Annotated in this window: 24 protein-coding genes and 4 pseudogenes; 16 read left to right on the top strand and 12 right to left on the bottom strand. The window is 37.2% G+C overall.

Annotated elements, in window-relative coordinates:
* Nucleotides 1–78: 78 nt before the first annotated feature.
* A complete protein-coding gene (locus ID47_RS04995) occupies nucleotides 79–315 on the top strand; it encodes a hypothetical protein (protein ID WP_038464551.1) in 237 nt (78 codons plus the stop codon).
* A gap of 828 nt (nucleotides 316–1,143) precedes the next feature.
* The gene (locus ID47_RS11695; protein ID WP_051908635.1) at nucleotides 1,144–2,157 is read left to right on the top strand and encodes a response regulator; all 1,014 of its coding nucleotides are present in this window, start codon (nucleotides 1,144–1,146) and stop codon (nucleotides 2,155–2,157) included.
* A gap of 98 nt (nucleotides 2,158–2,255) precedes the next feature.
* On the opposite strand, the gene ID47_RS04985 is transcribed toward ID47_RS11695, so the two are convergent.
* Nucleotides 2,256–3,539: a sensor histidine kinase gene (locus tag ID47_RS04985; RefSeq protein ID WP_075261616.1), complete on the bottom strand. Its 1,284-nt coding sequence runs from the start codon at nucleotides 3,537–3,539 to the stop codon at nucleotides 2,256–2,258.
* Between the two features lie 13 nt (nucleotides 3,540–3,552).
* The gene (locus tag ID47_RS04980; protein WP_038464545.1) at nucleotides 3,553–4,401 is read right to left on the bottom strand and encodes a class I SAM-dependent methyltransferase; all 849 of its coding nucleotides are present in this window, start codon (nucleotides 4,399–4,401) and stop codon (nucleotides 3,553–3,555) included.
* Between the two features lie 86 nt (nucleotides 4,402–4,487).
* Here ID47_RS04980 and ID47_RS04975 point away from each other — a divergent pair, with 86 nt between their 5' ends.
* Nucleotides 4,488–5,615: a Rossmann-fold NAD(P)-binding domain-containing protein gene (locus tag ID47_RS04975; RefSeq protein WP_038464543.1), complete on the top strand. Its 1,128-nt coding sequence runs from the start codon at nucleotides 4,488–4,490 to the stop codon at nucleotides 5,613–5,615.
* Nucleotides 5,616–5,750: 135 nt separating this feature from the next.
* Here ID47_RS04975 and ID47_RS04970 read toward each other — a convergent pair whose 3' ends face one another.
* Nucleotides 5,751–6,686, bottom strand: a complete 936-nt coding sequence (locus ID47_RS04970) for a LysR family transcriptional regulator (protein WP_038464540.1) — start codon at nucleotides 6,684–6,686, stop codon at nucleotides 5,751–5,753.
* Nucleotides 6,687–6,783: 97 nt separating this feature from the next.
* Between ID47_RS04970 and ID47_RS04965 the strand changes: the two genes are divergently transcribed.
* From ID47_RS04965 to ID47_RS13870, 8 genes and pseudogenes are all read left to right on the top strand, one after another.
* On the top strand, nucleotides 6,784–7,488 hold the full coding sequence (locus tag ID47_RS04965) for an IS6 family transposase (protein WP_038464493.1): 705 nt from the start codon (nucleotides 6,784–6,786) through the stop codon (nucleotides 7,486–7,488).
* 230 nt (nucleotides 7,489–7,718) lie between these two features.
* A pseudogene (gene istA, locus ID47_RS04960) lies at nucleotides 7,719–8,741 on the top strand (IS21 family transposase).
* Nucleotides 8,741–9,532 (top strand): IS21-like element helper ATPase IstB, encoded by a 792-nt coding sequence (gene istB, locus ID47_RS04955; protein ID WP_038464534.1) that lies wholly within the window; start codon nucleotides 8,741–8,743, stop codon nucleotides 9,530–9,532. Before istA (ID47_RS04960) ends, istB begins: the two are co-directional and overlap by 1 nt.
* A gap of 39 nt (nucleotides 9,533–9,571) precedes the next feature.
* On the top strand, nucleotides 9,572–10,708 hold the full coding sequence (istA, locus tag ID47_RS04950; RefSeq protein WP_156956658.1) for an IS21 family transposase: 1,137 nt from the start codon (nucleotides 9,572–9,574) through the stop codon (nucleotides 10,706–10,708).
* Entirely contained in the window at nucleotides 10,705–11,097 is a 393-nt protein-coding gene (locus tag ID47_RS13460) for an ATP-binding protein (RefSeq protein WP_051908633.1), read from the top strand. The genes istA (ID47_RS04950) and ID47_RS13460 overlap by 4 nt, the downstream gene beginning before the upstream one ends.
* Nucleotides 11,048–11,170 (top strand): ATP-binding protein, encoded by a 123-nt coding sequence (locus ID47_RS13985; RefSeq protein ID WP_478210019.1) that lies wholly within the window; start codon nucleotides 11,048–11,050, stop codon nucleotides 11,168–11,170. The genes ID47_RS13460 and ID47_RS13985 overlap by 50 nt, the downstream gene beginning before the upstream one ends.
* Nucleotides 11,155–11,484, top strand: coding sequence for an ATP-binding protein (locus ID47_RS12610; protein WP_051908631.1), 330 nt, complete (start codon nucleotides 11,155–11,157; stop codon nucleotides 11,482–11,484). The genes ID47_RS13985 and ID47_RS12610 overlap by 16 nt, the downstream gene beginning before the upstream one ends.
* A 324-nt stretch (nucleotides 11,485–11,808) precedes the next feature.
* Nucleotides 11,809–12,770, top strand: a pseudogene (locus ID47_RS13870) (TauD/TfdA family dioxygenase).
* 180 nt (nucleotides 12,771–12,950) lie between these two features.
* Here ID47_RS13870 and ID47_RS04935 read toward each other — a convergent pair.
* From ID47_RS04935 to ID47_RS04920, 4 genes are all read right to left on the bottom strand, one after another.
* Entirely contained in the window at nucleotides 12,951–13,997 is a 1,047-nt protein-coding gene (locus ID47_RS04935; RefSeq protein ID WP_038464528.1) for an IS481 family transposase, read from the bottom strand.
* A gap of 93 nt (nucleotides 13,998–14,090) precedes the next feature.
* Nucleotides 14,091–14,945: an IS481 family transposase gene (locus ID47_RS04930; protein WP_051908629.1), complete on the bottom strand. Its 855-nt coding sequence runs from the start codon at nucleotides 14,943–14,945 to the stop codon at nucleotides 14,091–14,093.
* 96 nt (nucleotides 14,946–15,041) lie between these two features.
* Nucleotides 15,042–15,365: a thioesterase II family protein gene (locus ID47_RS04925; RefSeq protein ID WP_075261563.1), complete on the bottom strand. Its 324-nt coding sequence runs from the start codon at nucleotides 15,363–15,365 to the stop codon at nucleotides 15,042–15,044.
* Between the two features lie 105 nt (nucleotides 15,366–15,470).
* Nucleotides 15,471–15,797 (bottom strand): thioesterase II family protein, encoded by a 327-nt coding sequence (locus ID47_RS04920; RefSeq protein ID WP_038464522.1) that lies wholly within the window; start codon nucleotides 15,795–15,797, stop codon nucleotides 15,471–15,473.
* 200 nt (nucleotides 15,798–15,997) lie between these two features.
* Between ID47_RS04920 and ID47_RS04910 the strand changes: the two genes are divergently transcribed.
* The 5 genes and pseudogenes from ID47_RS04910 (at nucleotide 15,998) to ID47_RS12335 (ending at nucleotide 19,884) form a co-directional block, all read left to right on the top strand.
* Nucleotides 15,998–17,599 carry an ATP-binding cassette domain-containing protein gene (locus ID47_RS04910; RefSeq protein WP_038464516.1) on the top strand — a complete coding sequence of 534 codons (1,602 nt, stop codon included), beginning with the start codon at nucleotides 15,998–16,000 and terminating at the stop codon, nucleotides 17,597–17,599.
* On the top strand, nucleotides 17,574–17,777 hold the full coding sequence (locus ID47_RS04905) for a hypothetical protein (protein ID WP_038464513.1): 204 nt from the start codon (nucleotides 17,574–17,576) through the stop codon (nucleotides 17,775–17,777). Before ID47_RS04910 ends, ID47_RS04905 begins: the two co-directional genes overlap by 26 nt.
* A gap of 43 nt (nucleotides 17,778–17,820) precedes the next feature.
* Entirely contained in the window at nucleotides 17,821–18,438 is a 618-nt protein-coding gene (locus ID47_RS04900; RefSeq protein ID WP_232223274.1) for a 4'-phosphopantetheinyl transferase family protein, read from the top strand.
* Between the two features lie 336 nt (nucleotides 18,439–18,774).
* On the top strand, nucleotides 18,775–18,987 hold the full coding sequence (locus ID47_RS04895; protein WP_038464509.1) for an MbtH family protein: 213 nt from the start codon (nucleotides 18,775–18,777) through the stop codon (nucleotides 18,985–18,987).
* A 169-nt stretch (nucleotides 18,988–19,156) separates the two neighbouring features.
* Nucleotides 19,157–19,884 (top strand): annotated as a pseudogene (locus tag ID47_RS12335) (IS5 family transposase).
* 198 nt (nucleotides 19,885–20,082) lie between these two features.
* Here ID47_RS12335 and ID47_RS13865 read toward each other — a convergent pair.
* The 5 genes and pseudogenes from ID47_RS13865 to ID47_RS11680 form a co-directional block, all read right to left on the bottom strand.
* A complete protein-coding gene (locus ID47_RS13865) occupies nucleotides 20,083–20,307 on the bottom strand; it encodes a transposase (protein ID WP_420887370.1) in 225 nt (74 codons plus the stop codon).
* 389 nt (nucleotides 20,308–20,696) lie between these two features.
* Nucleotides 20,697–21,401: an IS6 family transposase gene (locus ID47_RS04875; protein WP_038464493.1), complete on the bottom strand. Its 705-nt coding sequence runs from the start codon at nucleotides 21,399–21,401 to the stop codon at nucleotides 20,697–20,699.
* A gap of 64 nt (nucleotides 21,402–21,465) precedes the next feature.
* Nucleotides 21,466–21,879 (bottom strand): annotated as a pseudogene (locus ID47_RS04870) (IS6 family transposase); the annotation flags it as partial.
* Between the two features lie 251 nt (nucleotides 21,880–22,130).
* Complete coding sequence (locus tag ID47_RS04865; protein WP_038464496.1) at nucleotides 22,131–23,264, bottom strand: ATP-binding protein; 1,134 nt, start codon at nucleotides 23,262–23,264, stop codon at nucleotides 22,131–22,133.
* Nucleotides 23,265–23,638: 374 nt separating this feature from the next.
* Nucleotides 23,639–25,561 carry a leucine-rich repeat domain-containing protein gene (locus ID47_RS11680; RefSeq protein WP_051908625.1) on the bottom strand — a complete coding sequence of 641 codons (1,923 nt, stop codon included), beginning with the start codon at nucleotides 25,559–25,561 and terminating at the stop codon, nucleotides 23,639–23,641.
* Nucleotides 25,562–25,723 lie beyond the last annotated feature (162 nt).

Below are 25,723 nucleotides of genomic sequence, written 5' to 3'. Positions count from 1 at the left end.
CGATTAGAAAATTGTGAAAATATAAAACTATCCCCCACCGAACAAGATTATCAGGATACGGCCGATTATATTTTTGAAATGACTGGCATTAAATTTTCGCTTCGATTAGTTGAAAAAATATTATTACTTTATCCCGATATTCGTTCTGAATTAGCTCTTGAAGGAATTGATGAGTATTATGTTCAAGAAGAAATCTGTGATATGTTAGCGCATTTTTTTCTAGGAAGCTTTTGGCCTCGTGAAAAAGATGAAAACGACCTTGATACTTTCCTTGAGGCCTCAAAATATCAAGTACACAAAATGGATCTCAAATAAGGGAAGAACTTATTTTTAGATCTTATAGTTTAATTTAAAAATTATTTGCATAAAAAAGCTGTGGGTTGTAACTGTTTGTGAATCTGTGGAGAGAGATGAGCATTTCCAAATTTTGTCCATCAGGATTTATCCTGTGGTCAAAATGTGGGAAGCACAGACGACTGCTTTAGCAGCTATCCACAAATTCACAACTTAAGGTTATTAATTCATATAGAAGTGAGTGTCCGTGAAAAGAAAAAAGACAAAGCATAAGGTATCTAATCAGCAATTTTCATTAAAAACAGTTATTGCATCAATGGGAATTGCCTTAGGTGCAGGATACAATATTCCCTGTGCGACACGAAAATCGCCAATAAGAGCTGTGGTGCTCTTAATTTTATGAAAACACCACCATCCATGCTGCTGGATGAACCTACGATCCTGAATTAAGAGCGGGTCGGGGGTCCAAAGTGCGAGCTAAGGATCCTCTGGTAGCCGAAACCAGGTGAACGCTTTATAAGGAATAAGCCCTAATTTCATTACTGTATGTCTATATTCTTCACTATGCTATCCCTCTGTTTTTTGTTACAGGCATCCATAAGTCATTAGAGGAATAGAAAAGAAGAGCAATTTTATCTAATAAGGCGATATTTCTCATTTTATGTACTATTCAATCTCTCCCTTCATAGCTCTATGTATCTCTTGCCTTAATTCTGGAGAGCTCGTTAACGGTTGTAATCTTAAAAAACTCTTTAGACTTCAAATATTTTTGCTTCTTTCCTTTAAAAAATACATTATCTATTAATTATTTTCTGACAAAATAGATTTAACGACAGAAAGGGAGAAAGAATGAATTCTTTATTATGCTGCTATTTTCCGACAAAGGTTATTTTTGTTGATGATAGTTCGAGTATCCTGCGAAGTTTGGCACCTATTCTCGATCACAATATAGCTACTTATGGTTTCTTTGATAATCCTTATAAAGCCTTGGAATTCGTTAACAGTTTTCAGGGTATTGATTTTTTGCCTTCTGCTTTCCCTAGCCGAGAGCAGAAAAGTGATGAAATCTACAAAGCTATTTTTTCACCACAGCGTTATGAAGAAGTCTCAACTGTCATTGTAGACTATGAAATGCCAAGTATGAAAGGACTAGAGTTCTGCGAAAAGCTTCAAAATCCTTACATCCGTAAAATCTTATACACAGGCGTTGCTGATGAGAAAGTAGCAATTGAAGCTTTCAATAAAGGACTTATTGACGGATATATCCGCAAACAAGATGAAAGCGACGACCCATCTCTCATTCTCAATAATTTTATCCGTCAAAGTCAGCTAAAATACTTTAAGACTTTAACTGATGTCTCTATGGAACCTATTCTTAAGAATAAAAAAAGTATTGAATATGATGATTATCGGGACGCTCCTGTCTATGATCCCACTTTTAATAAGTATTTTAATGAATTGTTAGAAAAAAATAACATTAGTGAATATTATTTTAATGAATCCATTAATGGTTTTATCTTCCTGACGCCTAAAGGAAAATTAAGTGCCCTTTTTACTGTTTCAGAAGAAATCTTTGAAGGTCTACACTGGCAATTTATTGGCGACCTTGAAAAAGAAGCGGCTACAAACAAACAAATTTCCTCCTCTTTTATTAAAGAGTTAGAAGAAAACCGTAAACTGCTTTGCTTCCCATTTTATGGTAATGACCAACATCCTCTTCCCGAAGAATGGGAGAAATACGCCTATCCTTTAGAAATTCTGCAGGGAGAAAATATCTATTATATAGCTTATGCTCGCGATATTGACTATATTGATCCCGTCGAGATTTATTCTTTTGAGAAATATCAAAGAAAAAAGAAATAATTGATTCCTAACGTTATGGTAAACTAGATATTATACAGGATATAAGCAGACTAAGCTTAGGTGTTTGATTACACCTAAGCTTTCTTTTTTAAAATCGCTTATTCGTTTACTACTGGAAAACTTAAGGTAAAGTGAGTAAATTCACCTTCTACTGACTCACAAGTAATATCTCCCCCTGATTTCTGCAGGACCATTTTACAAAAAGCAAGCCCTACGCCTGTACCGTGATCCGTACGGCTATAAAACTGGTTAAAAATATAGGGAAGAATAGAGGGAGGAATCCCTTTTCCAGTATCCTTAAAGTGGAGCCTATTAAACTTCTCTCCTTTCTCAGTCCAAATAAAAATCCTGCCTTTTCCAGCAGCTTTTACATAATGAAGCGAGTTTTTTAATAGATTAAAGAATACATGCTTCAGCAGATGAGGATTTGTCTGGAGTTCAAAATTCTCAACAATTTCTAATAAAATTAAATCTTTTTCTTCATCAGTTAGAGAATAAGCTTGGAGAGAAGTTTCTACACAGTCCAGGATAGAGCATTTCTCAAGAACAATTTTTGAGGGAGCATCTTGGAGATTTAAGAGAAGAGTATCAATGACAGTAAAAGCACTTCTTGATACTCTCTCCAATTCAGTAGGAATCAGCTTAAGGGGTTCCAATATAGCATCATTAATATAGGGGATACTTTCATCCTTTTCTTGTAGGTTTTGTTGGGCTGTTATCAGCGTAGGTAAATGCATTTTTAATCCTGTAGCCATATGCCTAATTGCTGCTAAAGGAGTCCGCATCTCATGGGCAATTGCCCCTGCTTGCATCCTAAGAGATTTCTGTTTTTCTTTTTGGATATATTCTTTTTGATTGGAAAAAAGGGATATGTAAACTAAAGGACTGATATAAATGATAAGAAGCTTAAAGAAATCGGGGGGTAATTGAGCATCCCGAAACACGAGAAATGAAGTATAATAAGCAGCGGCGTAACCAACTAATGTTAATATGATAGCATCTACCCAGCTTACAAATAAAAATAGAAGGAATAAGCCAACAAGAGTATTTAACTGCCATAAATTTGAAGTCGGATTATGGAATAGCATAAAGAAGAAGAAAAAAGGCAAAGCATATATAAGTAATAAATACATGTAAATGGGAACTAATTTTTTAAATTGCTCTGCCCAAAATCTTCTTAAGCATAGAATGCCTCCCAATAGGCCTATACTGATTCTTAGAGAAAGATTCTCATATCCTTCAGGCGTTACAAACAAAGAGTTTATTAAATAGAAGCCAGGATATGCAATAATTAGAAAGATACCAAAAATGGTTAAGTTTTGGTCAATTTCTTTAGTTGCTGTAAGCCTATTTTTGAGGAAAGATAAGAATTTTTCTCTCATTACCAATAACGCCTTATTTAGAAAAACTATATTTACAACATAAAACAATATAGTTAAGAAATCCTTTATCTACCTCACTTGCAAAAAGATCTACGTGAGGGTTAGTCCTTACTGATTGACATATTTTTGGTCTAAGCCCACAATCTTTTAACCATAAATCTGCCTCTTTTATTGTGTGCCAGGCAATGGAATGCATAGGTATTAACGGACCAATGGGTAAGGATAGCAAGAAGTAAGCATTCTTCTTGCTATGTTTAACAAAATTAGTTAAACATTCAGTCGGATTGTCAACATGCTCAATTGAATCCTGAAATAAATATAAATCATAAGGTGTTTTATTGTGAGCAACTAGAGCCATGTCTTCAATAATGAAATTAATTTTTTCTTCCGAACGTGAGTGCCATATATTTAGTAATTTTTTAGCAAAAATAATAGAATTTTCCGAAAAATCACATAGAGTTAAAAAAGAATTATTCTTGGAGAGAATCCAGCGAATATACTGGGTTGGTACCCCAAATCCTAAGTCAATTATTGATGCAGGGTTTATTTTTTTAAGTAAATCTAGAATAATTTTCTGTCGTCCAATATGCCAACTACCCTCTAATAAATTATGGAGATGTAAGACAAATCTCATTACCAAGGGAGAATAAATTTCATTAGTATAAGAAAATATATCTAAATCATAAGCTACATAAGCTTCTATAATTTCCTTTTCAGAAAGATCAAAATTTTTCCTTAATTCCTTTAATTCTGCTGCATAGATAGGATTTTTGAAAACAGATGCTGCAAAATTTTCAAGCCTATCTTTTTTTATTTCTTTGTCGAGTGGACGAATATAATTTTTTTTGATTAAGCAACTCATAGTTTTCTCTCTCCACTTATGGTTTAACTGTTGTATACCTTATAGCAATTAATAAAAAAACATAAAAACATCAGCATTTATACTCCATGAGACTTAAAATTCTTCAAGCCCTCTCGCATGAATTTCCTGCCAATCTTCTAGAAGATACTTATCTGATAGCTTGTCAGCATATATTGCCTTCTACCTATTACATGCTTCTTTCTCTATTAGATTTGGGTATCCCTTCAGAAAATATGGCTGTTATTGGTAAATGTTATTCCACTAGTAATTTGGCCACAAAAATGATCTTAGAGGAAAAGATTCATGTCGCTTCTGAAAGTTCGTTTTTTGATGGTTACCAATCTTTTGATAGCTCTTTTAAAGAGAAATTAAAGGCTTTCTTCATTGAAACTATTCAAAAATGGGACCTTTCTCCTACTTCTCGTCTTGTTATCTTGGATGATGGAGGAGAGTTGATAAAAATTGCTAATGATTACTTGAGTTCTACTCAAACTGTATTTGCGGTAGAACAGACAACCTCAGGATATGATAAATTAAAAGACGAGTTATTAAAGTTTCCTATCATTAATGTTGCTAGATCCGATGCTAAGCTAATATTTGAGTCTCCTATGATTGCGGAAGCCCAAGTTAATCGGATTACAGAAACGTTACCTAAGTTTAATTTTATGGCTAAAAAGCTTCTTATTATGGGCAATGGATTTATTGGAAGTGCCTTAGCCCGCAAATTATCTTCCTCATATAATGTAACTTGTTATGATAAAATTCTAACTCTTACTGACATTCAAACGCACGAACTTAGGCTTCACAATTATGATCTCATCATCGGAACGACAGGAAAAACAGTGCTCCCTTTTAATTTTCATCATCAGCTTCAAAATCCTGTTACATTAATCAGTGCTTCTTCTTCTGATAGAGAATTTGATGCTGTTTATTTTAGGAGACAAAGAGAAAAAATATCAAACTGCCATGAAGATATCATGGTAAATGGAGTATTTTTACCTAATTGTGGGTTCCCAATTAATTTTCGGGGTAGTGAAGAAGATAGCGTTCCTTTATCAAAAATTCAACTGACAATTGCGTTGTTATTTGCAGGCATTTGTCAATCCGTATATGAAAAGCCTATTATAAAAAACTTTGTCCCTTTAAATAAAAGGCTACAAGACTTGATTGTAAAAAATTTTCACGCAATTGATTCTGAAAAAATATTTTTCTAGTAAAAATTGAGTATTTGAGTAATTTTTTTATTGGGTTTTCGTAGTATGCCCGCAAATTGAAAATATAAAATCCAAAGGTATTTATCATAAATACCTACAGTTGAAGCAATCAATCTAAGGTTGAGACAAAAGGCATTAAAAATCGTGGTCTAGATTTAAAATTTTTTGCCTCTTAGTCATTAAAGTTTCTCTGCCTTTCAGGAAATCTTCTGGTAGGCTTTGCAAATAATTGTAAAAATCTTGCACCATGCGATTTCGAGTTAAGGATGCTGGATAAGTATAATATATATTAAGCGATTGCTTTAACTGATTATGGAGAATTGGAACAAGGGACTGCTGGCTAAGACGGGCAATATGGGGAAGAAGAGGACCAATCCCTACATTGTTTTCTACAGCATGCGCAATTGCCAAGGGGCAATCGATAATCAGATGCTGTTTACATTTGATCGCTTGAGGTTCATAAGTGTAAGGAAATAAACCGTCCGCCGTAAAAGAAATCAACGTATGAGCGTCAAGATCATGAATGCTTTGAGGTATGCCTTTTTCCTCCACATACGTCTGGCTCGCATACAACCGAAATTTATAGGTTGTTAAGTAGTGAGCATTAATTTCTTCCGGCTTGAGAAAGAGAAGGTTGACATTGCGAATATCAATATCGACCTCTCCGGCTTTAAAGTCGGGTGTTTCCCTCAAAGTTTTAATATCAACAGAGATTTGCGGGTTGTCGTTCAGGAAAGGTGCTATCGCCTTCATGAACCATAAACTGCTGATAAAAGGCGGGAGGGACAAAGTAAATGCGCCTTCCACACGGTCCGAAAGCCGCTGCATTTTCTTTATAGAAAGATCGTATTGGTCAAGAATATTTTTGGAGGTTTCAAAGAAAATCTTGCCCTTTTCAGTCAAAACAAGGTTTCGTCCCTTTTTCGTTAAAAGTTGATGACCAACCTCTCTCTCAAGGCTTTTAAGCAGTTTGGATATAGTAGAGGCCTTAACTCCTAGCTTATCTGCAGCATTAGATATAGACCCTAGGATAATAGTATAGTAGAAAGCTAAGAGTTGATTACGATCCATGGCTGTCTGTCTTTTTTCAGGGTTTATATTAACGGTTCCGTTGCAAATTTTTGAGGAGTTGGTAATTTAAGGAAAACCAAGCTTAGATATGAGACGTATGATGAAGCCTAAAGAGTTTAGATATCGCCATTTTCTGCCTGAAGTTATCTTGCAATGCCTACGTTGGTATTTACGTTATCCCCTTAGTTACCGTCAATTAGCAGAAATGATCAGTGAAAGAGGTATAAAGGTTGACCATACCACAATTTACCGATGGATTCAGCATTACGCTCCCGAATTTGAGAAAAGAATACGCTGGTATGCTCGCCCTTCAGCTTGGTCTTTAAGGGTGGATGAAACTTATATTAAAGTTAAAGGCCAATGGAAGTACCTCTATAGAGCAGTCGATAAATATGGGCGTACCGTTGATTTTATGCTGGCTCATACTCGGGATCTGGCAGCTGCTAAGCGATTCTTTAAGAAAATGCTGAAGCAATGTAAACATATGCCTTCATCTATTACTACTGATAAGCATTCTTCTTATCCTGCAGCTATAGGAGAATTAAAGAAGGAAGGCATCTTAGATCAGCGCATAAAACATAGGCAAATCAAATATCTCAACAACATTCTCGAACAGGATCATCGACGCATCAAACGCCGTATCCGGCCTATGTTAGGGTTCCAATCGTTTAAGACTGCTAATCGAACCCTCAAGGGGATTGAAGCCATGGCCATGATGCTTAAAGAGCAAACAATTTATTTGACAAAAAGCTTCCAAGATCAGGTTCAGTTTTTCAATCGACTTTTCAATGTTTACGCCTAAATTGCGTCCACGTTATCCCACCTTGCAGCCTTAGCTCGCCCTGATCCCAAATTTGCAACGGAACCATCTTAAGACCGTTCCAGGCAGGCAAGCCCAGGTGGATTTTTGTTATGTCGGTATGATGGTTGATCCACTGTCACCACCAGAAATAAAATGATACAGAGCACCGAGAAAAAATTGATACAGTGAGCGATCCCAAATGCCTTCTTTTAAAGGAAGAGGAGGCGAACATGATAACATGGGAACAAACAATGGAAATAAAGATTTTACGTCGCTAAGGTAAAAGTTTAAGGCAAATCGCTCAAGAAACTGGCTTCTCAGTTAATACGGTCCGTAAGTATTTAGTGTGTGAAGGGCGCCCTAGATATCAAGGACGTCCGCGCGGGATGAAGAAACTCGCTCATTACATGGCGTATTTACGAGAACGGGTTGAGCAGGCCCGTCCAATTCGATTACCCGCTCCTGTAATTTTACGGGAGATTCAAGTCAAAGGATATAAAGGCGGCATCAGTCAATTGCGAAGTTATATCAGTACCTTAAAACCAACAGTTGCTGTTGAAACGCTGATCCGTTTTGAGACGCCGCCCGGTCAACAAATGCAAGTCGACTGGATTGAATTTCGTAAAGGCAAGAATTTCTTAGCAGCCTTTGTGGCGACGCTGGGCTACAGTCGCGCTTCTTACGTGCACTTTGTCACGAACGAGCGTCTCGAAACGTTAATAGAGTGCCATGAGCAAGCTTTTGTTTATTTCGGTGGGGTTCCAAAGCAGGTGCTGTATGACAATATGAAGACAGTGATTCTTGAGCGTGATGTTTATGGCCCAGGATGTCACCGCTTTAATGGAGGAATGCTTGACTTTGCGCGTCATTATGGATTCCAACTGAAGGTTTGCCGTCCTTACCGAGCCAAGACTAAAGGTAAAGTCGAGCGCTTCAATGGCTATCTACGCTATAGCTTTTACAACCCTTTAGTCACTCGATTAAAGATGGCAGGATTACTCTTGGATAAAGATACAGCTAATCAGGAAGTTCTCAAGTGGTTGAGAGAGATTGCGAATCAACGAGTTCATGGGACCACCAAAGCTATTCCTGCTGAATGCTTGATAGAGGAGAAGAAATATCTGTATCCTTTGCCGCTGCCCTATCAAGGGACAATTATCAGAGCCGTGCCGCAAGAATCGCCCAACCCGCTCTGGTCCCAAGAGGTCTTGCAGCATCCCTTATCTGTTTATCAACAGCTGTTGGAGGCCTGATGAATTTACAATATGATCGGATTCAATCCCTGTGCCAGCAATTACGCTTAAATGCAATTGGCCCTCAGTATGTGGACATTGCTCAGCATAGCTTACAAGCCCATCACTCTTACGGTGACTTTCTTGAGCAGCTCTTGAGAGCAGAAATGACCGAACGTCAAAGCCGTACTCAAGCGATCTTAACACAAATGGCTGGCTTTCCTGTGATTAAGACCCTAGATGACTTTGATTCCAGTTTGGTGACAGGACTATCTACCAAGACCTTAGCAAGTTTGCGCTCTCTTGCCTTTATGGAGCGCCATCAAAATGTGATCCTGCTGGGCCCCAGTGGCGTGGGCAAGACCCATTTAGCCATTGCGTTGGGATATCTTGCAACCCAAGCAGGCCTTAAAACACGCTTTGTCACTGCCGCTGATTTACTGCTACAATTGGATGCAGCTCTGCGCCAAGGTAAATTGGAGGAGGTGTTAAAGCGGACTGTTTTAGGGTATCGCTTGCTGATTATTGATGAGGTAGGATATCTTCCCTTTTCCAGGGAGCAAGCCAACCTCCTCTTCCAGTTGGTGGCCAAACGGTATGAAAAAGGCAGTATTATTCTGACCAGCAATCTGCCGTTCGGGCAATGGCATACAGCTCTTGCTGGCGATGTGACTTTAACAGCTGCCCTTTTAGATCGACTTTTACACCACGCCACTGTCCTTAATATCCAAGGGGAAAGTTATCGCCTGAAGGACAAAAGAAAAGCTGGACTTATTCCATCCAGGCTTAAAGACGAGGAGGCAACCTTATGAGTTAACCTACAAATAATCACCTAGAAGTTGATCGATCCTGTGTCAATTTTAAATCGGTGTTTGCTTCAAATCTGTATCATTTTTAAATCGGCGTTGACACCACTGACGCATAAACAGCGTAAGGCGTATGCCTTTATTATGGTGTTATCTCATAGTCGTTATCGGTTTGTAAGGTTTGTCTTTCGTCAGGATGTGGCCACCTGGATTGATTGCCATAGTCGGGCCTTTCATTTTTTTGGAGGCGTGCCTGAGACAGTGATGCTCGATAATCTAAAGGCCGGTGTTGTGAGTGCAAACATTTATGATCCAATCTTTAACCGCTCTTACGGTGAACTAGAACGTCATTATGGATTTGTCTGTGACCCGAATAAGGTGAGGACAGCGCAACACAAAGGAAGGGTAGAACGCAGCGTCACTATTGTTCGCCAACAATTGTTAGCAGGCAGAACCTTTAAAGATATTGAACAAGCCAATATCGCCGCTCTGCATTGGTGCCGCCATGAAATTGCTACCAGAGTGACACGTACCACCGGTCATACACCTTGGGAGCTGTTTACCTCTCAAGAAAAAGCAACTCTCAAGCCTTTACCGGCGACAGATTATGAATGTGCCGTCTGGCAAGAATTGAAAGTCCATCAGGATCACCATGTGGTGTTTCAAGGGTCATACTATTCTGTTCCAACACCGTATATTGGCCAGATGGTGGGGTTAAGAGCTGGCAAACGGATGGTAGAGATTTATGTGAATAATCAGAAAATCAAAAGTCATATCCGTTGCCAAAGCCGTGGTCAGTGGATGACAGATCCCCAGGATTATCCGACAAACAAGCAAGCTTTCTTAAGCAAAGACAAAGAATACTGTGTGCAACAAGCCCAACAGATTGGCCCTTTTACCACACAGTTTCTAGAAACCATATTAAAAGCCCCAACCATGATTGGCCAGAGAAAGGCACAGGCTGTTTTAAGATTAGCTATTGAGCATGGCAACGCTCGATTGGTGTCTGCTTGTCAGCGTTCTATAGCCTTTGATAATTATACTTACCGCACTTTGAAAAAAATCCTAGTCCATAAGTATGAAGAACAGCTTTATCAGCCTGTACCGTGTGTGCTTGGCCACCAAACAAGCTATATCCGATCAGCCCATGAATTTGTTCCGCTTCAAGGAGTAAGCCAATGACCCTTTATTCTTTAACAGAGTGTCTGAAGCGATTACGCTTATCTGGTATCCTGGAGAGCTATGAAGTCCGCTTAAGCCAAGCGCGCGAGAATGCTCTGTCCCACAATGAATGGTTGGAATTATTGTTACAGGATGAGATTCAACGGCGGGACAACACAGCCTTTATTGAGCGGATTAAGAAAGCCAAGTTTGAGCAAGAGAAAACCCTCGAGTCTTTTGAAATGGCCAGGTATCCCCTAAAAGTCCAGCATTTGATCCGTGACTTGGCCGGGGGGTCAATATCTGCAGGAAAACAAAGGGCTTTTAATTGTTGGCCCTACAGGGACCGGCAAAAGTCATCTGGCCCAAGCTCTTGGTCATCAAGCCTGTCGTCGAGGCAAGCGGGTTAGATTTATTCGAGCCGCGCAACTGTTTAGAGATATGCATGCTAGCCGAGCAGATCATAGTTGGGAAAGACTTTAAAGCGATTCGTAACGCCTGATCTGTTAATTATTGACGACTTTGGGTTAACTGCTCTTACCTTTACTCAAGCAGAAGATTTGTACGAAATCATTGCCCAACGCCATTTACACTCCAGCCTTATTTTTACGAGCAACCGTAAAATTGAAGCATGGATTGAGTTGTTTCCTGATGCTGCTATGGGAAATGCTGCTCTTGATCGGTTGGTCAGTCAAAGTCATGCCATTGTGTTGGAAGGAGACTCCTACAGACGACAAGGTGCAGCCAAAATATCATCTCTAAGGAAGGAGGAAAATAACATGACAATAACACCATAAATTATTGCCCAAAGGGGTCAATTAGGTTGGTGCCATAGGGGGTCATTTACCATGGCGGATGACAGTCGTCAATAATTAACAGATCAGGCGTTACAAATCGCTTTAAAGCTCGGAACTGCACCCCCTGCATGGTACCAAAAAAGTCCAAGATTAAGAGTCAACAATAGAATAGCTAAAGTGATTTGGGAAGATAATTACAAAGACGGAATTGCTCAAAGACTTGAAGAAATCAGGAGCGGCCGCCTATGGGCATAACTCATTGCAATCGAATCTATATAACGATAAAGTATCAAAATCGAACAATCCTTTAAAAGGCATAGCGAAATGTTGCCAGATTCTCATATAAAATCACATTTTTTAAATCCAGAGGAAAAAGGACCACTTGTTTTAGAAGCGCAAGGGAAAACAACTTTTAATCCTTTTGAGTGGGTAAAGGAAAATAATTCCCTCCTTGAAACTTATTTATTAAAGCATGGTGGTGTTCTTCTTAGAAATTTTAACATTTATTCTATGTCAGAATTTAACCGTATTGTACAAATTATTTCACCTGAACTTCTTGATTATATGTACCGCTCAACCCCAAGAACAAGATTAGGAGGAAAGATATATACTGCGACGGAATATCCTGCTGATAGGATTATACCTTTGCATAATGAAAATGCTTATTCTAGATCATGGCCAAAAAAATATTTTTTTTCAGTATAATCGTTGCAGATGAAGGAGGAGAAACGCCTATTGCGGATAGTCGAAACGTTTATAAAAAAATAGATCCACACATTAAAAATAAATTTGAAGAATACGGCGTCATGTATATACGAAACTACACCAAAGGAATTGATTTAAACTGGCAAGAAGTTTTTCAAACAAAAGAAAAGGAAAAGGTTGAAAAATATTGCCAAGAAAACGAAATTGAATACGAGTGGAAAGCAGATACTCCTGAATTAACAACAAGACAAACGTGCAGAGCCACTCTTGTCCATCCCATAAGTGGAGAACCTGTATGGTTTAATCAAGCGCATCTTTTTCACATTTCTTCTTTGGATGAGACTTCTCGAGTTTCTCTCATTAAAGAACTGGGGGAAACAAATATACCTCGCAATGCATCGTACGGCAACGGGATGCCTTTCGAAAATGAGGTCCTACACCATATCCGTGAAGTTTATGCCTCCGAAAAAGTAAAATTTAAATGGCATAAAGGAGATATCATGATCCTAGATAATATTCTTATGGCTCATGGACGAGAATCCTTTGTGGGTGAAAGAAAAGTTGCTGTTGCAATGGCGTGAATCAACTAGAATTGTGTGTCTCTTAACTAGGGTTGACAAGAGAATTTGATCATATCAGATAAGTTTTTCTTTGAGAACTTCAAAAGGCGTCTTTCCTTTAAGGGCAGAATGAGGGCGATGACATGTAAAAGCTAAGACTTAATCTGACAGTTACCCATTTTGAGCTATGCCTATTTACTGTCAGATTAAGTTGAGATTAGCAACTTTCTCCTGCCAGATAGATTTCCCATCAAGTAATGTTTCCATGGGTGTTCGTCCACAGCACATTTTTCCTTGGTGAGTTCGTTGATTATTATAATATTCTAGCCAGCTGTCTAGATCTTTTTGCAGCTCATCAATCGAGGCATAAATCTTTTTACGAAATGTAATCTGGTAAAATTCATTGAGAATGGTTCGATGGAACCTTTCACAAATTCCATTGGTTTGAGGCGACTGAGCCTTTGTCTTGGTATGCTCAATATCATTAATAGCTAGATAGAGCTCATAATCATGTTGGTCAACTTTGCCACAGTATTCGGTGCCACGGTCTGTTAGGACTCGCAATAACCCAACACCATGCTCTTCCATAAAAGGAAGGACTCTGTCATTCAACAGATCTGCGGCTGTAATGGGTGTTTTTGTAGTATAAAGCTTGCAATGCGCCACTTTGGAGTAAGTGTCAACAAAAGTTTGTTGATAGACTCGCCCAACACCTTTTAACGTGCCCACGTAGAAAGTATCTTGCGATCCTAAATAGCCAGGGTGAGCTGTTTCTATTTCACCGCAAGCAAAATCATCCTCTTTCTTCTTTTCTAAAGCTGCTACTTGAGCTTCTGTTAAGACAAAATTTTCTTCAGCGGATTTCTTCTCCAATTCTTTGAGTCGTTGCTTCATTGAGCCCAAATTATTGCGTACCCAAATACACCTAACACCACTGGGGGAAACAAAAATTCCTTGCTTGCGCAGCTCATTACTTGCCCGCAATTGACCATAGGCTGGAAACTCAATAGCAAAATCAAAAACAGCCTTTTCAGTCACTTCATCCACTCTGTTTTTTAAGTTAGGTTGGCGCCTACTTTTATCGAAGAGAGCCTGAACTCCACCTTCTTCCGCAGCCGCTTTGTACCAATAAAAAGTGTCTCGGGATAAGCCCATTACTTTGCAAGCTTTCGAAACGTTGCCAAGTTCTTCAGCTAAATTTAACAAACCTACTTTGTTTCTGATTATTTTTTCATTACATTGATACATAGGGTTACCCCTTATGTTTTGATATTTACTCAACATAACTATCAAAACGGGTAACCTTACTTTTTTCAAGTGCAGTGTCAGATCACGTCAGAACTAATCCAGATGACAATTGTAAAATTTCTCCCATTCTTGCAGCTTTTTACGAATATCAATATCGTCTGTAAAATTGATAAGCTGATAAAATTCTTGCTGATCAGTTCCATGAGATCGCTCCACCTTGCCATTAAGGTGGGGAGATCGGGGTTTGATATAGACATGCCTTATTCCTAAATCCTCACAATGCCAATGAAATTGAGATTGAAACTCATGACCATTATCTGTTTGAATGGTATGAATACGAAAAGGAAATCGCTTAGTAAAGTAATCAACTAAATCAATGGCATTTTTTTGAGTATGACGTTCATAAATCTTTAAGACCCGGGCACGTATCGCATCATCTATAGCTGTATATTGATATCGCCTTATTTTAGTTCCTTGAGGAGTCTGTAAGTCTAGAAACTTTACGTCAACCTGAATTCTGTGGCCAGGGACTTGCTTTTCATAACGTTTGAAAGCTTTAAGGGATCTTTTTCTTTGATTAGCCGGCAATCGATTAAGAGAATTTCTCTTTAAAACGCTGTAAACGCCACTAGAGGAAACCTTAATATTATGATAGCGCATTAAATACCAGGAAATACGTTGTTGCCCTAGATGATAATTTGTCCTTAAATAAATAATTTTTTCTTCAATATCAGCAGGGATGCGCAAAGTAAGATTTTCAGGACAAGGTTTACTATTAATAAGGCCTTTTTCACCTCCTTGAAGATAAGCTCTTTTCCATTGATAAAAGGCCTCTCTTGATACACCAAAGTAGCGACATGCTTTTGAGATATTTTTTATTGTATCCGCATATTTCAAAACTTTGAGCTTACGATCAATATCTTGTTGTTCTTTTCTTGTGTGAGTCATGAAAACCTCCTAGGTTGACAAATCTTTTATACTAAAATTGTCAACCTAAGTCTCAATTTTCATAACAAAAACAGCCAAATTCTTAACCTTTATAATTCACATTTGAGTGTGATTATCTCCAATCTGATTAATAATTTTTAAAATTTCTTCTTGATAACCTTTTATAAAAAAGTGCTTTCCAGAAAATACTACATGCTCAAATTTTCCCGTTGGATGTTTCTCCCACGCCAACATTTCTTCTTGACTCACTGTTGGATCTTGATCACCTGAAAGAGCTAAAATGTCACAGGGAATTGGCTTCGAATTTAAATGCCTATAATTTTCAGAGATGCTAAAATCACTTTTTACGATCGGTAAAACCAAATCTAGAAGCTCCTCATTATTGAGTACATATTCGTCTATACCGTTATAGATTTTCAATTATTGTTTTAAATTTTTATTATCTAAATAGCTTAGGTTCTTCATCCCGAAAGGCAGATGAGGGACTCTCTTAGCTGAAACTATCATATGACGAGGGTGAATAGATTATAGATGAGTAACGGACTTAATAAATTCAAATGAGACCAAAGCACCCAAGCTATGTCCAAACACAAAAAAAGGGTTATCCTTATACAGTTCAAATCTTTTACTTAATTCAGCAACAATATTTTTTAAATCGTTATTTAGTGGTTCGATAAACCTAGTCTCTCTCCCTGAGAATTGAATAGCAACCATTTCAATATTAGGAAACAGACTCTCTATCCAAGGATAATAGGCAGAAGCACCTCCCGCAGAATGATGAAAGCAAAAGAGTCTTAGGGCAGCATTAGGATTCTTCTTATATTCTAAATACAAACTGCATTCACTCGTCATCAAAGGGTCTAGATCTTAAATCAGCAATATATCTACAGGAATGCATGATAAAAAAAAGGGTGATGAGATGTAATAATTTTTGATTTTCCCTCATCTTATTTCTTTTCAACCCTTTTAATTTCTTGTAAAGTTTTTTTCTCGGAAGGTTATATGCAGTTGTCTTAAGTTTAAGAAGCTTAAACTCAAAATTAGTAGAACACATGCAAGAAAAATTCAAAAACTTACGTATTATAAAGGAAACATTCCCTTTTTTATGGACTAAAGGAGAAAAAATACGGAGTTTATTTCTTATTTCCTGTGGCTTGATTTTTGTCTCAATTGTTCTCGATCTCAGTATTCCTATTGTTTTAAAAGAGATTGTATCAAAACTAACCTCTCCTGATAAAAGCATGACTCATCAGCTCACTCTATTACTAGTGGCCTATGGGGTTATCTGGATACTGTCCCAAACTATCCAAAATGTGAGACAAATTATCATGATCAGACCTCTAGAAGGCAGTATCCGTCTCTTTTGTTCTAAGCTATTTGACCATTTACACTCTTTACCTATGAAGTTTCATTTAGATAGAAAAACAGGTGTTCTTACCAATGCTTTAGAGCGCGCTCAACAGGGATTTCCAGAGGTTTTTTGGGGTTTGTTTTTATTTGTTATTCCTACAATCATAGAGCTATTTTTAGCGGGCATGATTTTATATTATTTCTATGGGATCATCTATGGTTTCATATTACTCTTTATAGCTACTGTTTTTGTTATATTTACGTTGTATGCTACGGAATGGGTTTCTTATTTGCAAATCTTAAGCAATGAGCAGCGATCTAAAACAAATGCTAATATTGTCGATAGTCTTTTGAACTTTGCGAGTGTTAAATACTTTAATAATAAAGATCATGAAATATTTAAATGTAATCTCTATCTTAAAAAGAGGGAGAAGCTTCTAGTTCAATATATTTCAAGTATGGAGTTTGTTCGGATTGGACAAAACCTAATTATAGGATTAGGATTGATTATATTTACATATACGGCAGGAAAACAGACCTTACTAAACATTTACAATGTAAGTGATTTTGTGCTCATCAATGGGTATGTTCTGCAATTCGCCGCTCCTTTGAGTCATATGGGAGCTATAGCAAGAAGCATCAGAAGAGGACTTAATGAACTTACCGGTATAATGGAAATTTACAATGCTAAACCTAAAAATTCTCGACATACGGAAAAAGACTATCAATCGATAGAAAAACTTGAGAGCATTAAATTTGAAAACGTTTCTTTTGGCTATGATCCTTCGCGGTTAGTTCTTAAAGACCTTAATTTTCACCTACCTGCAGGAAAAACAATTGGAATTGTGGGAGAAACAGGATCAGGAAAATCAACAATTTCAAATCTTCTTTTCAATTTTTATGATATAAATTCAGGAAATATTCTTATTAATAATAAGGATATTCAAACTCTATCAACAGAAAGCTTATATAAATTACTCGGAATTGTTCCCCAGGATATAACGCTTTTTAATACAAGTATTTATGAAAACATTCTTTATGCACGCCCCAATGCTTCTAAGGAAGAGGTGGAGGAAGTTATTGAGCTCGCTCAACTTGAGTCTGTCTTGAAAAAGTTGCCTCATCATTATGATACTGTTGTAGGAGAAAGAGGTTTAAAGCTCTCTGGAGGTGAAAAGCAAAGAATAGCGATTGCAAGGGTACTTCTAAAACGTCCTTCTTTATATATTTTTGTACGAGGCAACTTCCTCTTTGGATCTTTCTACGGAAGCCACCATCATGAAAAACATAGCCCCTATCCTTAAAAACTCAACATCCATCATTATCGCACATCGCCTATCAACAGTCATCAATGTGGATGAAATCTTAGTTCTGCATGATGGAGTTGTAGAAGAAAGGGGCACACACATGTCTCTTTTAAAAAAAACGGTATTTATGCTGCTCTATGCAGGACACATGACCAAGCTTATAAAGCCCCTATAGTAGCTTAAAGTTAACTGAGGACTTCATGAATAATATATCTGACATGGAAACAATTGATTCAACCCCATCATACGCTAACCAGTTAGGAAAATTAAGCCGAACAAAACAGGAGTTACTTGTTACAAAAGGATCTCATAGGATGAGCATTAGCTCTCATGTTAACTCAGCAGAGTACTCACAACTTAAATCAGATGAGGTTCATATATGGTCAGCTTCTTTGCTAGGAGGAGAGAGGGATATCGCTTATTTTCTTTCGATTCTTTCAGAGGATGAGCGTGAACGAGCTAAGAGCTTTAGATTTTCCAAAGATCAGAACCAATTCATCATGGCACGAGGTATTTTGAGGTGTCTGTTAGCTAAATACATAGAAGAAACACCAGAAAGAATAGAAATTGCATATGGCGCCTGGGGGAAACCATACTTATTACCTAAAAAATATTTATATTTTAATGTATCACATTCAAGAAGCTATGCTTTATATGCTATCGCACGCACTTGTGAAGTTGGTATTGATTTAGAATTCATAGATAAAAGCCTGGATCTAGAATATATGGGGAGTTCCATATTTTCTAACTCAGAATTCAACTATTGGAAGGGGCTCGACATTGAAGATAAAGTAAAATTTTTTTTACACGTTGGGTATCTAAAGAAGCTTTCTTAAAAGCATTAGGAAAGGGGTGGTTTGAGGACCAAGAAGAATTTGCGCTTAATTTTAAAGCAAGCATTAAACAAATGAGAACAGAAGACAAGGTGTCAAACCTCTATTGTTTTGACCTCCTCCCTGGATATGCGAGTGCTTTGTATGTTCATGGGGCTTTATTGCGTCCATTATATTACTCTTGGAGTGAAGAGTACTTGGAATCCAAAATAGCCCTTTCCAAAAGGGAGTGGATAGGTATGTAAGATTTCAAGCATGTTTTGCTTATATTGTAAAATTCATTGTTTACATGCAAACACTTTATGAGCATAATTCTTAAGAATAAAGTAAGGAGCTGTTATGTTTGAACATTGTGAATCATGGAAAGTTGTAGTCAGTATAGAGGATCAATATTCAATTTGGCCTAATTCTAAGGCTATTCCATTAGGATGGACCGCCACAGGAAAAGAGGGAACAAGAGAAGAATGTTTAAAATATATTAAAGAAATTTGGGTTGACATGAGACCCCGCAGTTTAAAAAAATTAATGGATCCTAATTCTAACATATTTTAACGGTTCTGATGCTACCGTCTTAGAGACTGTGTGAGAAGTAGTAGAAAGGATTAATGTATATAAGCGCCAATAGGATTGCTAGCTTAGCAGAGCAAATAAAAGGAGCTCTGCAGTGAAGAAAATTTATGAAAGTGATTTAAGTGATCAAGAGTGGTCTATAATCTCTCCGATGATTCCTCCCAGTAGACCAGGCGGCCGCCCAAGACGAGTTAATGTCCGTCATACCCTCAATGCAATTTTCTACTTGTTAAAGACAGGTTGCCAATGGCGGATGCTGCCCAAAAACTTTCCCCCTTGGGGCACTGTTCACTATTATTTTCGTCGATGGAGATTAGAAGGGGTGTGGTTCAAAATCCATGAAGAATTACGGTCAACTGCTCGTAAAAACTCCCAAAAACATGAGCATTCAACAATTGGGATTATGGATTCTCAAAGCGTAAAAACCACAGAAAAAAGGGGCTATACGGATATGATGGTGGTAAAAAGGTAAAGGGACGCAAGCGCCATATTCTTGTAGACACTTTAGGGTTTATTCTTTCCTTAATAGTATTGCCAGCTGATATTTCTGACCGCAAAGGGGCTTTTTATCTATTGGAAGGAAAACGATCTTTTCTACCTTGCTTATCTCACATGTATGGTGACGGTGGTTATGAAGGGCACAATTTTATTGAGACTCTTAAGCAGCGAACAGGCTGGACCTTAACGATTGTTAAGCGTTCTAATAAACATGGGTTCAACCTTTTACCAAAACGGTGGATTGTTGAGCGAACTTTTGCATGGCTTAATAAAAATAGAAGACTAAGCAAAGATTATGAACTTCACACTCAAACAGCAGAAGGCTTTATTTATTTAGCGATGATTCGTCTCATGCTTAGAAGAAAAAGTCTCCTTTCATAACTTCTCACACAGTCTCTTAGATGTCAATATATTTAGGGTTCTATGGCTGTGGAGTAGCCCCTATAAAACCTGACAGTAGAGTATAGCTCCTAAGATATAGCAACCGTCTTGATCTGCAAGTTTAAAATCAAGGATTTTCTGAGATAGGTTTCACTTTCCAAGAGTTCTTATGCATAACCATTTGATTTAGGATTGTAATCATTTTTTTATCGACGCCGTAATGGCAACCTTTGTTGGTTTCCCTTTCGTTTTTAAATTATGGTAAAAGACTTTGATGGGAGGATTATATTGCAAATCTATCATAGTTGCCATATAAAGAACACATCTTACAGATGTTCGATCCCCTGTAATTAGGCGGCGCCCTTTAAATTGACCACTTTCTCTGGCCATTGGGGCAACGCCTACAAGGGTGCCGTCATATATGGACCGCTCCGTATTGCAAGATAAAAATTGTCAGACGTAAAAAGAATATTGCAGTCATATATCCGTATATGGTTCCGTCCTTTTTGTGAAGGAAATTATTCTCATCAAACAAATCGGTAAATTGCTCTCGTATATACGGCATCTCATTGAGTATTTTATCAATTGACTCGTGCCCTCATGAAGTTCCGCACACTGGCTCCTCTTCGGCTTCTCGGTCAAACTACGACCTCCGGATATATCAGGTTTTGCTAGTGTCGGTTTTACCTGTTTTGTCATGACTCTGAATGTCCTTCGCAACTTTTAGACGAATCAAGAAGATTAAGCGGTTCCGTTGCAAATTTGGGATCAGGGCGAGCTAAGGCTGCAAGGTGGGATAACGTGGACGCAATTTAGGCGTAAACATTGAAAAGTCGATTGAAAAACTGAACCTGATCTTGGAAGCTTTTTGTCAAATAAATTGTTTGCTCTTTAAGCATCATGGCCATGGCTTCAATCCCCTTGAGGGTTCGATTAGCAGTCTTAAACGATTGGAACCCTAACATAGGCCGGATACGGCGTTTGATGCGTCGATGATCCTGTTCGAGAATGTTGTTGAGATATTTGATTTGCCTATGTTTTATGCGCTGATCTAAGATGCCTTCCTTCTTTAATTCTCCTATAGCTGCAGGATAAGAAGAATGCTTATCAGTAGTAATAGATGAAGGCATATGTTTACATTGCTTCAGCATTTTCTTAAAGAATCGCTTAGCAGCTGCCAGATCCCGAGTATGAGCCAGCATAAAATCAACGGTACGCCCATATTTATCGACTGCTCTATAGAGGTACTTCCATTGGCCTTTAACTTTAATATAAGTTTCATCCACCCTTAAAGACCAAGCTGAAGGGCGAGCATACCAGCGTATTCTTTTCTCAAATTCGGGAGCGTAATGCTGAATCCATCGGTAAATTGTGGTATGGTCAACCTTTATACCTCTTTCACTGATCATTTCTGCTAATTGACGGTAACTAAGGGGATAACGTAAATACCAACGTAGGCATTGCAAGATAACTTCAGGCAGAAAATGGCGATATCTAAACTCTTTAGGCTTCATCATACGTCTCATATCTAAGCTTGGTTTTCCTTAAATTACCAACTCCTCAAAAATTTGCAACGGAACCCTTATCAGTAGTAATAGATGAAGGCATATGTTTACATTGCTTCAGCATTTTCTTAAAGAATCGCTTAGCAGCTGCCAGATCCCGAGTATGAGCCAGCATAAAATCAACGGTACGCCCATATTTATCGACTGCTCTATAGAGGTACTTCCATTGGCCTTTAACTTTAATATAAGTTTCATCCACCCTTAAAGACCAAGCTGAAGGGCGAGCATACCAGCGTATTCTTTTCTCAAATTCGGGAGCGTAATGCTGAATCCATCGGTAAATTGTGGTATGGTCAACCTTTATACCTCTTTCACTGATCATTTCTGCTAATTGACGGTAACTAAGGGGATAACGTAAATACCAACGTAGGCATTGCAAGATAACTTCAGGCAGAAAATGGCGATATCTAAACTCTTTAGGCTTCATCATACGTCTCATATCTAAGCTTGGTTTTCCTTAAATTACCAACTCCTCAAAAATTTGCAACGGAACCCTAGCAAGAGGGTTTTTCTAAACCGTTTACATAAAATACCTGCCAGCCGCCTTTATATTATATGATTAAGCTATGGCTTCTTCAAAAAGTAGCATTCCTGCTTTATACACGTCATCATTTTCCATCAAAACCAAACTTCAGGAGCAGTTCCAAGCTTATCAATTTTTGAAACAACTTAAAAAGGCTATTAATGTTCTTCAACATAATTAAGCCCTCTTGCAGTTATTTTATCTGCTAAAGGAAAACTACTATGCGCATAGGGAAAAATAACATATAGATGATCCAGCTTTAAGGTCTCCAAAGCAATACGCATTGAAGGAGTAACTTTAGGAAAGTCAGTGTGCTTAAATTCGAATCCTATCCTTTTTCCGTCTTTTATTATCATCAAATCAAGCTCTGCTCCTGCTTGAGTTGCCCAAAAATAACACTCTTCAGAGGAAGCATGATATTCCTTGATAATTTCTTCTAAAGCAAAACCCTCCCATGAAGCGCCAAGTTTTGGATAAACTTGAAGTTGATCTTCAGTGTGAATACCAAAAAGGGCATGTAATAAGCCACTATCACGTAGATATATTTTAGGCGATTTAACTTGGCGCTTGCTTATATTTTCGAACCAAGGCGTAAGGAGTCGGATCATAAATGTTCCTGATAATATATCGAGGTATTTTTTAACCGTATGGTGAGATATACTTAGAGATTTTCCAATTTCTGAAGCATTAAGAATTTGACCATGATAATGGGCTAACATCATCCATAACTTTCTCATTAATATGGGAGGAATATTAAATCCGAGGTTTGGAATATCTCTTTCTAGAAAGGTTGTAATGTATGATTGGCGCCATGCATAGCTTTGTTCATCAGAGGAGGCTAAGTAAGAACGAGGAAATCCACCTCGTAACCATAATTTTTTCTCTTCTTTAGTTTCTGAGATGGAGAAAGGGGGAAGTTCTATATATCCAATGCGACCTGCTAAAGTTTCAGAGGATTGCTGTAGTAAGTCACGTGAAGCGCTCCCTAGAATCAAAAATTTTCTTGGTTTTTCATCAACGAGGACTCTTAATATTGGGAATAGTTCTGGCCGTCTTTGAATTTCATCTATAATAATTAGATCACTTTGCAAACTAGTGAGGGTTAGCATAGGGTTTTCTAGACGTGCTAAATCTATAGGGTTTTCCAAATCGAAAAAATGAACTTTAGAATAGTGCTGAGAATATTTCTTGGCCAAAGTTGTTTTACCCACTTGTCGTGGCCCCAATAGCCCACATACTGAATGGATTTTGAATTGAAAATCAATTTGGTTATTAAAAAACGATCTATCCATTTGTTACCTTGAAAATTGGAATATACAATTCCAAATTACTATAAATATTATACCTAGAAAAGAAATTTTATAAGTCTTCGTGGATTTCTAGAAAAGTAAGGTAAAGCGCAACATTATAAAAATATTTTAATATTATAGTAAAGATTATGTTAAATAATATACAATAGAGCAGATAAGGTTTGAGTACAGTTTGAGAGTAATCTCCGCCTGATTACTCGACTAACTGCAATTTGAGGTTTGGCTTTATTTGAAGCGGCACATCTTTCACTCTTGCTGCCACGTTGATTGATGAGAATTTTCAATTCTATGCTTAAGAATTTACAGTCGTAAGACACCCAATCTATTGACATTTAGGACGGTAACATCAGGGCCAGTTAAAATCCATATTTCATTTCTTTTAAATTTATCTTCTTTTGGAGAGCCTCAATAACTGTCTCTCCTAATTTTCTTCCCCTTAAATCTAGAGAAGTAAGAGTATTATTTTGGATAAAAGCTTCTGCTCCTTCATCACTTATATTATTACCGTATAAATTTAAGGTTGTAAGGGTGGAATTTTGAGCTAGTATTTTTGCGCCCTCATTTTCTAAATAATTGTTACATAAGGTCAAAGATTGAAGTGCTATATTTAAAGAGAAAGGTTTTGCAATCCTAGCGCTTAAGTTATTCTCCCACAAATCTAAGGAAGTTAACGTTGTATTTTTTGCCAAATGTACCGCACCTTGATCATCTACATTGTTATTATTTAGATTTAATGACTTAAGTGTTGTATTTTGAGCCAAGGCTATCGCTCCTTTATTGCTTATATCACATTTCCATAAATTTAAGGAAATGAGGGTAGTGTTTAAGGCTAGTCCTTGTGCTCCTAAATTTCCTATGGGGTTACGGCTTAAATCTAAAAAGGTAAGTGTTGTATTCTCAGAAAAGCAAGTAGCTCCTTCTTGTGTTACTTTACTATCACTTAAATCTAAATGCCTAAGTGTTGTATTGAGAGCTAAAGTACGAGCACCCAGATCACCTACTTTATTATTTTTTAAGATTAAAGAAGTAAGGGTGGTATTCAAAGATAACCATTGAGCTCCTTTAAAATTTATATCGTTAGCGTTTAGGTCTAAAAAAGTAAGAGTAATATTTTCGGAAAAAGAACGAGCTCCTTCATCCTCTATCTTATTTCCCCACAAATACAGACTCTTTAATGCATTACTAGAAGCTAACAATTTTGCCCCTTCAGCTCCTATTTTATTGCGAGACAGGTTTAAAAAGGTAAGAGTCGTATTAAAAGGAAACCTATCGACATCTATAAACCTTATATTGTTAGAATCTAAGTCCAATGAAGTAAGAGTGGTATTTAAAGAGAAAACATTTAACCCACTATCACTTAAAAAATTTCCTCCTAAATTTAAGCTTGTAAGCGTTGTATTCGAAGCTAAATCTCCTGCTCCCGAATCCCCAACCATGTTACGCTCTAAGTTTAAAGTTTTAAGGATTTTATTGAAGGATAATACTTTGGCTCCCTGATCTTTTATATAATTATCTGCTAAATTCAGAGAAGTGAGAACTGTACTTTGAGCAAAGTATTCTGCACCTTCGCTCCCTATTTTACTACCTTCTAAGTTTAAAAAGGTGAGAGTTTTATGTGAAGCTAGTATTTTTGCTTCCTCAATATTAATCGGGCTACCTTTTAGATCTAGATATTTAAGAATGGTGTTAAGAGTCAACGCATGTAAGGCTTTCCTTTTTCCTCTACAATTATTTAAATATAATGAAGTTAATTTTTTATTATAAGAAAAGACTGCGATTAATTTAGGATCTATACTATGAGTGCTTATTTCTAAAGATTCTAAGTTTTTTAAAGAAGAAAGATTGTGCAAAAGTACGGTAGTCCATTGAGACTTAAGCTCTTTTATTTTTAAGTGCTTTATATAAGGGTTTTGTTTAAAAAATTTTTCTATATAAAGGGTAGCCTCAGCAGTATTTTTTAACTCTACATATTTGATATCAAGAGATTCAATATAACACCCTGCTTCAAAAGAATATTCAGACCAATTTCTAATCTGACTAATTTTTTCTACTGTTAGTGAAAGAGGTATATTGAGGTCAATTCCCTCTTCCTGGTGATCAGTATAAAGAAAATCAGATACCATATTCCCAAGCGACCAGAACCAAGCAGTAATTTGGGTTGGTAAGGAAAGGGAATTGGATGAATCTTCATCCGAACCCCTTACGCATGAGAGGCCCATAACTAAAACATATAAAACCCTTGATAAAATATGCCTCATATTTTTATTCTTTACCAACATTGTGTGGCCGCCCTTTGTATTAAACTAGTTTTAGAGTAATCGCTATTCCTAACCTCTTACACTAGACAATTTTTTATATTTAGATATTTTCATTGTTTTTATCTTAAGAATGCAAAGTGAAATTAATTGAAATTTTAGATATTATAGGTTTTTGGGTTCCGT

The organism is Candidatus Paracaedibacter acanthamoebae (assembly GCF_000742835.1).
GTDB classification, from domain to species: Bacteria; Pseudomonadota; Alphaproteobacteria; order Paracaedibacterales; family Paracaedibacteraceae; genus Paracaedibacter; species Paracaedibacter acanthamoebae.
The sequence above is the reverse complement of the archived record's forward strand: the minus strand, read 5'-3'. Positions and strand labels throughout refer to the sequence as shown.

Coding starts and splice junctions, on each gene's coding strand:
- ID47_RS04995 (WP_038464551.1), top strand. CDS start 79: ATGACTGGCATTAAATTTTCGCTTCGATTAGTTGAAAAAATATTATTA.
- ID47_RS11695 (WP_051908635.1), top strand. CDS start 1,144: ATGAATTCTTTATTATGCTGCTATTTTCCGACAAAGGTTATTTTTGTT.
- ID47_RS04985 (WP_075261616.1), bottom strand. CDS start 3,539: ATGAGAGAAAAATTCTTATCTTTCCTCAAAAATAGGCTTACAGCAACT.
- ID47_RS04980 (WP_038464545.1), bottom strand. CDS start 4,401: ATGAGTTGCTTAATCAAAAAAAATTATATTCGTCCACTCGACAAAGAA.
- ID47_RS04975 (WP_038464543.1), top strand. CDS start 4,488: ATGAGACTTAAAATTCTTCAAGCCCTCTCGCATGAATTTCCTGCCAAT.
- ID47_RS04970 (WP_038464540.1), bottom strand. CDS start 6,686: ATGGATCGTAATCAACTCTTAGCTTTCTACTATACTATTATCCTAGGG.
- ID47_RS04965 (WP_038464493.1), top strand. CDS start 6,784: ATGATGAAGCCTAAAGAGTTTAGATATCGCCATTTTCTGCCTGAAGTT.
- istB (WP_038464534.1), top strand. CDS start 8,741: ATGAATTTACAATATGATCGGATTCAATCCCTGTGCCAGCAATTACGC.
- ID47_RS13460 (WP_051908633.1), top strand. CDS start 10,705: ATGACCCTTTATTCTTTAACAGAGTGTCTGAAGCGATTACGCTTATCT.
- ID47_RS04935 (WP_038464528.1), bottom strand. CDS start 13,997: ATGTATCAATGTAATGAAAAAATAATCAGAAACAAAGTAGGTTTGTTA.
- ID47_RS04930 (WP_051908629.1), bottom strand. CDS start 14,945: ATGACTCACACAAGAAAAGAACAACAAGATATTGATCGTAAGCTCAAA.
- ID47_RS04920 (WP_038464522.1), bottom strand. CDS start 15,797: ATGACGAGTGAATGCAGTTTGTATTTAGAATATAAGAAGAATCCTAAT.
- ID47_RS04910 (WP_038464516.1), top strand. CDS start 15,998: ATGCAAGAAAAATTCAAAAACTTACGTATTATAAAGGAAACATTCCCT.
- ID47_RS04905 (WP_038464513.1), top strand. CDS start 17,574: ATGAAAAACATAGCCCCTATCCTTAAAAACTCAACATCCATCATTATC.
- ID47_RS04900 (WP_232223274.1), top strand. CDS start 17,821: ATGGAAACAATTGATTCAACCCCATCATACGCTAACCAGTTAGGAAAA.
- ID47_RS04895 (WP_038464509.1), top strand. CDS start 18,775: ATGTTTGAACATTGTGAATCATGGAAAGTTGTAGTCAGTATAGAGGAT.
- ID47_RS04875 (WP_038464493.1), bottom strand. CDS start 21,401: ATGATGAAGCCTAAAGAGTTTAGATATCGCCATTTTCTGCCTGAAGTT.
- ID47_RS04865 (WP_038464496.1), bottom strand. CDS start 23,264: ATGGATAGATCGTTTTTTAATAACCAAATTGATTTTCAATTCAAAATC.
- ID47_RS11680 (WP_051908625.1), bottom strand. CDS start 25,561: ATGTTGGTAAAGAATAAAAATATGAGGCATATTTTATCAAGGGTTTTA.